The sequence below is a fragment of the Streptomyces sp. CNS606 genome (assembly GCF_000426325.1).
In genome coordinates, this window is record NZ_AUFD01000009.1 from 223770 (window position 1) to 234323 (window position 10554).

Annotated in this window: 9 protein-coding genes; 3 read left to right on the plus strand and 6 right to left on the minus strand. The window is 74.3% G+C overall.

Annotation, left to right across the window (positions count from 1 at the left end; all coding sequences use genetic code 11):
- Nucleotides 1-2: 2 nt before the first annotated feature.
- A complete protein-coding gene (locus tag K304_RS27865) occupies nt 3-1688 on the minus strand; it encodes an AMP-binding protein (protein WP_051308063.1) in 1686 nt (561 codons plus the stop codon).
- Nucleotides 1689-1851: 163 nt separating this feature from the next.
- On the opposite strand from K304_RS27865, the gene K304_RS0107510 reads away from it, so the two are divergent.
- Entirely contained in the window at nt 1852-2979 is a 1128-nt protein-coding gene (locus K304_RS0107510) for an acyl-CoA dehydrogenase family protein (protein WP_027763240.1), read from the plus strand.
- Nucleotides 2976-3374 carry a RidA family protein gene (locus K304_RS0107515; protein WP_027763241.1) on the plus strand — a complete coding sequence of 133 codons (399 nt, stop codon included), beginning with the start codon at nt 2976-2978 and terminating at the stop codon, nt 3372-3374. The genes K304_RS0107510 and K304_RS0107515 overlap by 4 nt, the downstream gene beginning before the upstream one ends.
- A 94-nt stretch (nt 3375-3468) precedes the next feature.
- On the opposite strand, the gene K304_RS0107520 is transcribed toward K304_RS0107515, so the two are convergent.
- Nucleotides 3469-3882 (minus strand): VOC family protein, encoded by a 414-nt coding sequence (locus tag K304_RS0107520; protein ID WP_027763242.1) that lies wholly within the window; start codon nt 3880-3882, stop codon nt 3469-3471.
- A gap of 250 nt (nt 3883-4132) precedes the next feature.
- On the opposite strand from K304_RS0107520, the gene K304_RS0107525 reads away from it, so the two are divergent.
- A complete protein-coding gene (locus K304_RS0107525; protein WP_027763243.1) occupies nt 4133-5023 on the plus strand; it encodes an extensin family protein in 891 nt (296 codons plus the stop codon).
- A gap of 69 nt (nt 5024-5092) precedes the next feature.
- On the opposite strand, the gene K304_RS0107530 is transcribed toward K304_RS0107525, so the two are convergent.
- From K304_RS0107530 to K304_RS33590, 4 genes are all read right to left on the minus strand, one after another.
- Nucleotides 5093-8233, minus strand: a complete 3141-nt coding sequence (locus K304_RS0107530) for a BTAD domain-containing putative transcriptional regulator (RefSeq protein ID WP_027763244.1) — start codon at nt 8231-8233, stop codon at nt 5093-5095.
- Between the two features lie 112 nt (nt 8234-8345).
- Nucleotides 8346-8537, minus strand: a complete 192-nt coding sequence (locus K304_RS0107535; protein WP_027763245.1) for a DUF397 domain-containing protein — start codon at nt 8535-8537, stop codon at nt 8346-8348.
- Nucleotides 8534-9376, minus strand: a complete 843-nt coding sequence (locus tag K304_RS0107540; protein ID WP_037789459.1) for a helix-turn-helix domain-containing protein — start codon at nt 9374-9376, stop codon at nt 8534-8536. Before K304_RS0107540 ends, K304_RS0107535 begins: the two co-directional genes overlap by 4 nt.
- A gap of 191 nt (nt 9377-9567) precedes the next feature.
- A partial coding sequence (locus K304_RS33590) for a peptidoglycan-binding domain-containing protein (RefSeq protein WP_199779580.1) occupies nt 9568-10554 on the minus strand: 987 nt, incomplete at its 5' end.

Here is a 10554-nt window from a genome sequence, read left to right on the forward strand (position 1 = left end):
CTCTAGTCAGCCCGCTCCTGCGCCCGCTCCTCCGCTCTCTCCTCCGGCTGTGCGGGAGCCTCCCGCAGCCGGAAGCGCTGGAGCTTCCCGGTCGGGGTGCGCGGCAGCGCGTCGGCGAAGACGATCTCCTTCGGGCACTTGAACGGGGTCAGCTCCTCCTTGGTGAAGGCGCGCAGCCGGTCCACGGTGTCCGCGCCGCGCGGCACGCCCTCCCGGAGCACCACGTGGGCGACCACGGTCTGTCCGCGCTCCTCGTCCGCGCGGCCGACGACCGCGACCTCCTCCACGTCGGGGTGCCGCAGCAGGGCGCCCTCGACCTCCGGACCGGCGATGTTGTAGCCCGCCGAGATGATCATGTCGTCCGCGCGGGCGACGTAGCGGAAGTAGCCGCCCGCCTCGCGCACGTAGGTGTCGCCGGTGAGGTTCCAGCCGCCGCGCACGTAGTTCTGCTGCCGCGGATCGGCCAGGTAGCGGCAGCCCACCGGGCCGCGCACGGCCAGCAGCCCCGGCTCGCCGTCCGGGACGGGGGTGGTGCCGTCCTCGCCCACGACCCGCGCTTCGAAGCCGGGCACCGGGCGGCCGGTGGTGCCGGGGCGGATGGCGTCGTCGGCCGCGGAGATGAAGATGTGCAGCATCTCCGTGGCCCCGATCCCGTCGATGAGCCGCAGCCCGGTGCGCTCCCGCCACGCCTCCCAGGTGGCCGCGGGCAGGTGCTCGCCCGCCGAGACGCAGCGACGCAGCGAAGTGACGTCCCAGGGCTCGCCGCGCACCTCGCCGTCCGCGAGCTTTCCCAGGATCGCCCGGTAGGCGGTCGGTGCGGTGAACAGCACCGACACCCGGTGGCGTTGCACGGCGGCGAGCATCTGGTCGGGGCCGTTCCACTGCTGGAGCAGCGCGGCGGCGCCGACCCGCAGCGGGAAGAGCACCAGGCCGCCCAGGCCGAAGGTGAAGCCCAGCGGCGGACTGCCGGCGAACAGGTCGTCCGGCTCCGGGCGCAGCACGTGCGCGGAGAAGCTGTCGGCGACGGCGAGCACGTCGCGGTGGAAGTGCATGCAGCCCTTGGGGCGCCCGGTGGTGCCGGAGGTGAAGGCGATGAGCGCGACGTCGTCGGCGGCCGTGGCCACCGCGCCGTAAGGGCGGCCCGCCCAGGGCCCGGTCAGCCGGTCCAGGTCGCCGGGGGAGTCGCCGCCGAAGGGGGTGACGCGCAGGCCGGTCACGTCCGCCTTGACCAGGTCGTCCAGTGTGGCGGCGTCGCACAGGGCGTGACCGACCTCGGCGATCTCGCAGACGGTGCGCAGCTCGTGGGAGCGCTGTGCGGCGAGCACGGTGACGGCGACGGCTCCGGCCTTCATCACCGCGAGCCAGCAGGCGGCCAGCTCGGGCGTGGTGGGCCCGCGCAGCAGCACCCGGTTGCCGGGTACGACGCCGAGGTCGCTGGTCAGCACGTGGGCGATGGCGTCCACCCGGTCGCGCAGCTCGCCGTAGGACCAGGAGGCTTCGTCGGTGACGAAGGCGCGGCGGTCGGCGCCGAGCCGTTCCACCGTGCGGTCGAGCAGTTCGGCGCCGCAGTTCAGGCGGTCCGGGTACCGCAGCTCGGGCAGGTCGAAGACGAGTTCCGGCCACTGCTCCCGGGGCGGCAGGTGGTCGCGGGCGAAGGTGTCGACGTGGGCGGACGGGATCGGTTCCATGACGGTCGTGCCCCCTTGCGGCGGTCCCCGAAGGCGGTGGGCCAGGCTCCTCGCGGGCCTCTCACGGGCCTTTTCGCGGTGGAGCACTGGCGTGCCCGGATGCGGATGAGCGTAACGTGTTAGTGACGACAGTCAACGGTCCGCGATAAAGGAGGCGTCGCCGATGCGGGCGTTCGCGCTGGAGCCGGAGCAACAGCAGTGGTGCGAGGAGCTGCGGTCGCTGGCCGCGGAGCGGTTCCGGCCGCTGGCGGCCGAGCACGGCGAGCGGCCGGGGGTGAACCGGGCGCTCGTCGCCGCCCTGGGCGACACCGGCCTGCTGGAACGGGTCTTCCCGGCCGACGGCCGCCCGGCCCGCGCGATGGACCTGTGCCTGCTGCGCGAGTCCCTCGCCCACGGCTGCACGGAGGCCGAGACCGCCCTCGCCCTTCAGGGGCTGGGCGCCTACCCCCTCGCCCTGTCCGGCACGGACGAGCAGCGGGCCCGGTGGCTGCCCGACGTGGCCGCCGGGCGCGCCGTGGCGGCCTTCGCGCTGAGCGAGCCGGGCGCCGGCTCGGACGCCGCGGCGCTGTCCCTGGCCGCGGTGCCGGCCGGTGACGGCTGGGAGCTGCGCGGCACCAAGACCTGGATCTCCAACGCACCCCACGCCGACGTCTACTCCGTCTTCGCCCGCACCACCGACGGCGCCGGCGCGCGCGGCGTGACCGCGTTCCTCGTCCCGGCCGGGCGTCCGGGGCTCACCGGCGAGCCGCTGCGGATGCTCTCCCCGCACCCCATCGGCACCCTCACCTTCGACGGAGTGCCGGTCACCGGTGCCGACGTACTGGGCACGGTCGACGAGGGCTTCGGCGTCGCCATGCGGACCCTCAACCTCTTCCGCCCCAGCGTGGGGGCGTTCGCGGTGGGCATGGCGCAGTCCGCGCTGGACGCCGCGGTCGCGCACGCCGGCAGCCGTACCGCCTTCGGCGGGGCGCTGCGCGAACTCCAGGCCGTGTCCCACCAGCTCGCCGAGATGGCCACCCGGATCGAGGCGGCACGGCTGCTGGTGTACGCAGCCGCGGCCGCGTACGACCGCGGCGAGGAGGGCATCGCGCGCCGGGCGGCGATGGCGAAACTGCTGGCCACCGAGACCGCCCAGTACGCCGTGGACACCGCCGTCCAGATCCATGGCGCCGCCGCCCTTCAGCACGGACATCTCCTGGAACACCTGTACCGCGAGGTGCGTGCTCCGCGCATCTACGAGGGTGCGACCGAGGTACAGCGCTCGATCATCGCCAAGGAGCTCTACGCATGACACTCGAACGTGTGAACCCCGGCGAGCTGGCGCCGCCCACCGGCTTCTCGCACGCCGTGGCCGTCACCGGCTCCCGCCTGGTGTTCCTCGCCGGACAGACCGCCCTGGACGGCACGGGGAGGATCACCGGGGACGACCTGCCCGCGCAGTTCCGGCAGGCCCTCGGCAACCTCCTCACGGCGCTGCGCGCCTCCGGCGGCACGCCCGCCGGCCTGACCCGCGTCACCGTCTACACCACCGACGTCGGCGCCTACCGCGCCCACGCCCGCGAACTCGGCCGCATCTGGCGGGAGCTGGCCGGGCGCGACTACCCGGCGATGGCGCTGATCGGCGTCGTGCGGCTGTGGGACGAGGAGGCGCTGGTCGAACTGGACGGCATCGCCGTCCTCGACTGACGGCCCGTGCTGCCGGCCGGGGCCCCGCCCCGGCCGGCACCGGCCGTCGCTCCGCCAACGTCCCGGCGCTGCGCCCGCCGGGGCCGCCCGCGCGTCAGCTCGGCTCCACGGCGGCCGGGTCCATCCACATGACCTCCCACTGGTGGCCGTCCGGGTCCTGGAAGCTGCGGCCGTACATGTACCCCTCGTCCATCGGCTCGTTCGCCGGGCTGCCGCCGCTCGCCAGGGCCTTGTCGGCGAGTTCGTCGACCGCGGCGCGGCTCTCCAGCCCCAGCGCCACGATCGCCTCGGTGGTCTTCGTCGCGTCGGCGATCTCCTTCTTGGTGAAGCCCTTGAAGAAGGGCTCGACCAGCAGCATCGCGAAGATCCCGTTGTCCTTGTCGATCTCCATCGCGGTGGCGTTCTCGTCGGTGAACTGCTTGTTGAAGGTGAAGCCCAGCCTGCCGAAGAACTCCACGGACCGGTTCAGGTCCTTCACCGGGAGGTTCACGAAGATCATCTTGCTCATGGTGGACGCCCTCTCTCCTGCGCTGCCCGGCCCCGGACGGGCCCGGCACAGGTAGAGACGGCCGCCCCGCGGAAAACTCATCGCGCGCCGGGGAAGACGTCCCGGCACGGCCGTGAGTCCCGGCCGTGAAGCCCCTCCGACCTGCGCCTCCGCCGAGTGAGACGGAAATGAGCCGGAAAGGAGACCTGCCGCTCACCATCGCAGTGCCACCGCCCCACATCACGCGGAGACCACTGCGGAGGAGCACACCATGCAGGAGCCACAGGACAGACCCGTCGGCCACCCCGGCACGGACGCCCGCCCCGACAAGGACGTCACCTCGCGCATCGACCGCCGGCTCTTCCTCGGCGGGGTCGGCGCGGCCACCACCGCGGCGATGCTGGCGAACACCTCGGGAACCGCCTACGCGGCCGAGGAGCCCGCGTTCGCCCCGCTGCCGGCCGAGATGCAGCCCCCGGCGTCGGCGTCGCTGATGGCGCTGAAGACGTTCAGCAGGATCGACGGCACGCCCGTCTACTACTGGCGCGGCAACCGCGGGAACACCACCCTGCGCGACTGGCGCTGCACCCCCGCCTTCTACGACCGCCTGGTGGTGTGGATCCGCGACCTGCGCCGGCTGTCCGAGGACGGCGGCTTCGGCAACGTCAAGTTCCTCGTCTCGGCGGGCTTCTACGTCAACCGCAGCGGCCAGCACGGCAACGGCACCGCGATGGACCTGGACCTGGTCCGCTGGGGCGGCGGACGCCAGTCGTCCCCGCTGGACGGCCACCACGCCGGCGACCGCACCCGCCGCCGCCGCTACCTCGCGGTCGACGCCACCTGCCGCCGCCGCTTCCGGTACGTGCTCGACGGCTGGTACAACGCCGACCACCGCGACCACATCCACGCCGACTTCGGCGGGCTGCCCACCAAGTGCTCCAAGGGCTCCAGCAGCGACACCAAGTTCGTCCAAGCCATGTCCAACAACTTCATGGGCGCGGGCATCGCGGTGGACGGCGTCTGGGGACCGCAGACGGAGAAGTGGTTCAACCGTGCGCGCAACCGCCTGAGCATCGAGGGCAACCCGCACGCCAGCATCGACTCCTGGCGGACGATGCTCGCACGCGTCGCCCGGCACGGCTTCCGCAACGAGGCGTTCTGACCCAGCCCGGCACGGCACGGGAGGCGCCCCACCCGTGCCGTGCCCGGGCCCTCGCCGGGCACCGGCGCGTCAGACGGCCTCCTCCGTGAGCGGCGGCAGGCGGCGCACGTGCTCCGGCAGCCGCAGGCAGGCGGGCGTCAGCCCCAGCCCGTGCAGCACCCGCCGGTACGCCCCGGCGTGGTCCTCGGCGCCGGCCACGTCGCCGGCCAGCCGCAGGGTCACGGCGAGCCGGGCCTCGGTGCGCGCCACCTCCACCGGTGCCGCCATCCGGCCGAACACCGCCGACGCCTCCCGCAGCCGGTCCCGCGCGGCCGACGCCTCGCCCGCGCCGATCGCCGCGTCCGCCAGGCTCCGCAGCACCAGCGCCGTGCCCGACCGCTCGCGGTTCCGCCGCAGCGTGGCCAGCGCCGCCTCCAGGCGTTCCCGGGCCCGGGCCCAGTCCCGCGCGGCCAGGTCCACCTGGCCGCGCACCCGTTCCACGTGCGCCGCGCCGACCTCGTCGCCGATGCCTGACACGATCCGGGCGGCCTCGGTCAGCGACTCCAGCGCCCCGGCGGTCTCGCCCCGGTCCGCCAGCGCCTCCGCGAACCGCAGCAGCACCACCACCCGGGTGCGGTCCGCCGCATCGTGCCGGTGCAGGGCCCGCCGGTAGTGGCCGGTCGCCGCACCCGCGTCACCCAGGTCCGCGAGGGCGTTGGCCAGCCCCGTGCGGGCGTACACCTGGGCGCGGTCCGACAGGCCGAGGCGTTCCGCGTCGCGCGCCGAACTCTCGTAGTACGCCGCCGCGTCCGCCAGCCGTCCCTGGAGCGCCGTCGCGCGCCCCACCTGCCACGCCGCGTCGGCGACCACCTCCGGGTCGCCGAGGTCGGTGGCCACCTCCCAGCAGCGGCGGGCCGCCTCGCCCAGCTCGGCGTACCGGTCCTGCTGGAACATCGCCCAGCACAGCGCGAAATGGAGCCGGGACAGCCGCCGGTCCCCGGCGGGCTCACCGCCCCAGGCGTCGATGGCCGCCCGCAGCGCGGCCTCCCGCTCCGCCTCGTGGAAGCGGATGATCAGGTAGCCGTCGAGCTGCAGGGCCAGGTCCGTGGCGAGGGCGGGCAGCCGCAGCCGGCAGGCGAGGCGTACCGCGTCGGCCAGGTTCGCCCGCTCGGCCGCGAACCAGGCCGCCGGATGCTCCCGCACGGCCTCGGACGCCTCGGCGGGCAGCGTCTCGCCGCCGGTGGCGACCGCGTCGAGCACCCCGCCGTGCCCGAGCCGCCCGGCCGCCCGGGAGGCCAGCAGCAGCCAGTGGCGCAGCACCCGCCCGACGGCCGCCTCCCGTTCGGCGGGCGGGTCCTCGGCCACGGCGCGTTCGTACGCGAAGTCGTGCACCAGGTCGTGCAGCCGGAACCGCGGCTGTCCGGCCGCGTCCGTCCCGGCCGTCCGCAGCAGGTGCCGGTCGACGAGCTGGTCGGGCAGCAGGTCGTCGTCCGCGAAGTCCTGTCCGGCCAGCGCGCCCACCACCCACCCCGGCACGCTCTGCGCCGCCAGCAGCCCCAGGCGGCGCAGCGCCGCCCGGAGCACCGGAGGCAGCGCCCGGTAGCTCAGCGCGATGCCCGCCCGTACGTCCAGGTCGCCCGTGCTCAGCTGGTCCAGCCGCTGACGGTGTCCGGCCAGCCGGTCACGGAACCGGCCGAGCGTCCAGTCCCGGCGCGCCGCGAGCCGTGCGCCCGCGATGCGGAGCGCCAGCGGCAGGTGCCCGCACAGCTCCGCCACGTCCCCGGCGGCATCCGGCTCCGCCGCCACGCGTTCGGGCCCCACCAGGCGGGCCAGCAGAGCGCGCGAGTCCGCCGGGTCCAGGGTGCCGACGTCGAGCGCGACGGCGTCGGCCAGCCCGGTGAGACGGCGCCGCGAGGTCACCAGCACCGCGCAGCCCGGCGTGCCGGGCAGCAGCGGCCGCACCTGCGCCTCGTCCCGCGCGTCGTCCAGCACCAGCAGCAGCCGTCGCCCGGCCAGGCGGGTGCGGAGGGCGGCGGTCCGTTCGCCGGTGCCCGCCGGGACGTCCTGCCCGTCCACGCCCAGTCCGCGCAGGAAGGCGGCGGCCACCTCGTGCGGGTCGGCGGGCTCCGGCTGCGCGCCGCGCAGGTCCGCGTAGAGCTGGCCGTCGGGGAACTCCTCGTGCAGCGCGTGCCCGGTACGCAGCGCCAGCGCGGTCTTCCCGGCGCCGCCCTGGCCGCTCAGCACGACGACGGGCACGGTGGCGTCCTCCCGCAACGCCTGCCGGGCGTACGCCAGTAGTCCCTCGCGGCCGGACAACACCCCGGACGCGGGCGGCAGTTGGCGCGGCGGAGGTCCGGTCAGCGCCTCGGCCCGCGGCGTGGCGGGCTCCGGTCCGTCCGCTCGTCGCGCAGGCGGCTGCGGCGGCCCAGGCGAGGTGCGGGTCCGCGCGCCCTGCTCCGGCCCGGCGCCCGCGCCCGGTACGACGGCCGCGCCGCGCAGCACCTCCTGGTGCAGCTCCCGCAGTCGCACGCCCGGTTCGACCCCGAGGTCCTCCTCCAGCCGCCGGTACGCCCGCCGGTACGTGGCGAGGGCGTCGGCGGTCCGGCCCATCGCGGCGAGGGCGAGCATCTGTCGCCGGTAAAGGTCCTCCCGGTGCGGGTGGTCCGAGAGCAGCGGGCCGACGGTGGCGAGGACCTGTGCGTACCGGCCGAGGTCGAGTTGTGCGTCGGCCAGGCCCTCCAGGGCGCGATGGCGTTCCTCGTCCAGGTCGCGCCGGGCGGCCTCCGCGAACGGTTCGGTGCACCCTCCCAGCGCGGTGCCCCGCCAGCAGTCCAGGGCGGCGGCGAACTGCTCGGCGGCGTCGGCTGCTTCGCCGACCGCGGCCGCCTTCCGCCCGGCCGTGCTCGCCGCCCGGAACTCCAGCAGGTCCACCGGACGCGTTCCCGGGTCGAGCAGGTAGCCGCCGTCGGCGGTCCGCAGCATCGCGCCGCGCGGGTCGGAGAGGTGCTGCCGCAGTCTGCTGACCAGGTTGTAGACCTGGGCGCGTGCGCTGTCGGGCGGGTCCGTCCACAGCAGGTCGACGAGCCGGGCGGGCGTGAAGACGCGTCCGGGGTGCAGCAGGAGCAGCCCGAGCAGGGACCGTTCACGACCGGAGCGGAGCCGCTGTCTGGCCCCGTCGCGCCGGATCTCCACCGGCCCCAGGATGCCGAAGCGCACGAAGTCCCCCTTCACGCCCTCGCGCCGCCCGCCTTCGTGTCACGTCGGCGGCAGCGGTCCACTTCCCCCTCTGCGGACATGTACACGCCGAGGTGTGGGCGTTCCGGGGGACTCCCGGACGAACGGACTACGGCACGCGGGCCGCGACCTGCGCCGTGAAGGCCGCCCAGGCGTCGCCGGAGACCGTCAGGGCAGGGAGATCCGTGTCCTTGGAGTCCCGCACGAGAACGGCGGACTCCGCCGCGGCGACCTCTACGCAGTTGTCGCCGCCACCGCCGCTGTAGCTGCTCTTGACCCAGACCGGTTCGGTCGTGCTCATAGCGCTCCTCGCATCTGTTCCAGCAGGCTCGCGGTGTCCTGGTGGCTCAGAGCCTGTGAACGCATCCTTCCATAGCGACGAAGCATGGCGCTCGATGCCTTGGGAGAGGTGATCAGCATGCTCGCCTCATGGCCTTCGACGTAACCCACCCATCGGCTGTCCGGCGTCTCCGCGAGGTACATCGGCCCTTCGAAGCCCGAGTGTTCGGGTTGCTCGATCGGCATCATCTGGATCTCGACGTTGCGCAGTCGCCCTTGTGCCAGGAGGTGGTCGAGCAGTGCCTTCGTGACTTCGGGGCCGCCGAATCCGCGCCGGAGAAGCGCCTCCTCGATGATGAAGCAGAACTCGGTGTTGGGCCGCTCGGTCAAGTGACTCTGCCGTGCGAGCCGACCGGCCACCTGCTGTTCGGACTGTTCGTCGCTGAGCGGGGGCAGGTGCCGCCGGAAGAGTGCCCGGATGTACTCCTCCGGTTGCAGGAGACCCGGCACGACGCGGCACTCGTACGCGTAGAGGGACACCGCCTCCTCCTCGATCGCCGCCCAGTGCTGGAACCACGAGGCCAGTCCCACTCGGCGGGTGAGGCTGCGCGCGGCGGCGGCGAGGACCCGGGCGGCGAGGGGGCCGAGCACGTCCTCCGAGCGCTCCACCAACTCCCTCGGCGGGAACCGCTTCCCCTGCTCGATCTTCGCGATGTAGGCGGAGGAGTAGCTGACCCGGGGTGCGAACTCCTCCTGGGTGAGGCGTGCTTCGTCGCGCAGCGCCTTCAGCACCGCGCCGAAGGTCCTGAGGCTGTCCGACAGCTCCGACGCACTGGTGGTGCAGTGGTCGATCGTCCCCATCGCGGCCCCGCCTCTCCGTGCCCTGCCCGGTACTCCGTCAACCCACTCCGGAGTCCCATGGTTACGGCACGTCATCGACGGGGTCCAGCCGCGCCGCTGGTACAGCGTCAGCTGTATGGGCGCCGTCCCGGTGGACCGCCCGGTGTGCCGGGGCCCGGCCGCAGGCGTGAGGGCCTGCGGCCGGGCGGCGGTCACCTGCCGGCTTGCAGGGCGCCCCACGTCCCGCTGCCGACGATCCCGTCGACCCCGAGTCCGCGGCTGCTCTGGTAGTCGCGGACCGCGTCGTCGGTGTTCGGTCCGAAGGCGCCGTCGGCGTCCACGGTGCGTCCGAGTGCGGCCGTCAGTGCGCGCTGGAGCCGCTCCACCGACGCGCCGCTGTCGCCCTGCCGCAGCGTGGGCTTGCTGCCTGCGGAGAGCAGCGCGGTCCAGGTCTTGGGGCCGACCACGCCGTCGACGGACAGGCTCCGGCTCTGCTGGAAGGCGCGCACGGCACTCGCGGTGTTCGGCCCGAAGGCGCCGTCGACGGCGCCCGCGTCGAATCCGTTCGTGTTCAGCAGGTGCTGGGCGGCGCTCACCTGCGGGCCGCTGGAGCCGTCGCGCAGGGTGCTGTAGGAGGGGAAGCTCAGCTGAGGGGTGCCGCCTCCGCCGTCGGTCCAGAGGTAGGTGACGGTGACCCAGCCGTTGTTGTTGAGGCCGACGTTGTAGAAGGTGCCGTCGGCGAGGTCGATGCCCGCCGGGTTGGCGACCTGGCGGCCGAACTCGTCGGCGCCGCCGTTGTAGTTGTCCTGGTAGGCGGCCTGCGCTTCGGGCCTGCCCTGCGGCAGGTCCTTCCACATCTCCCGCACGGAGGACGGGTTCCAGTAGTCGTCCTTGGTGTTCCACGGGCCGACGTCCCACACCGGGGCCGTCTCGCAGCGCGCCGGGCCGCACACCCGCACCGAGTACTCGTGGCTGCCCTTGGGGGACAGGCCCCGCCGCGAGGGCAGCGCCACGAAGTGGTCGTCGGGCTGGATGACATGACCGTTGGCCGTGGTGTGCCCCACCAGACCCTCACGGGTCGCGAACACCGTCGCGGAGAACGCCGCAGCCGCCCGCGGCCGCTCCTTCGCCCGCTCCGAGGCCGGCACCGCCTCCGCCGACAGCCGCAACCCCTCCACCACCGGACCGGCCGAGCCGTC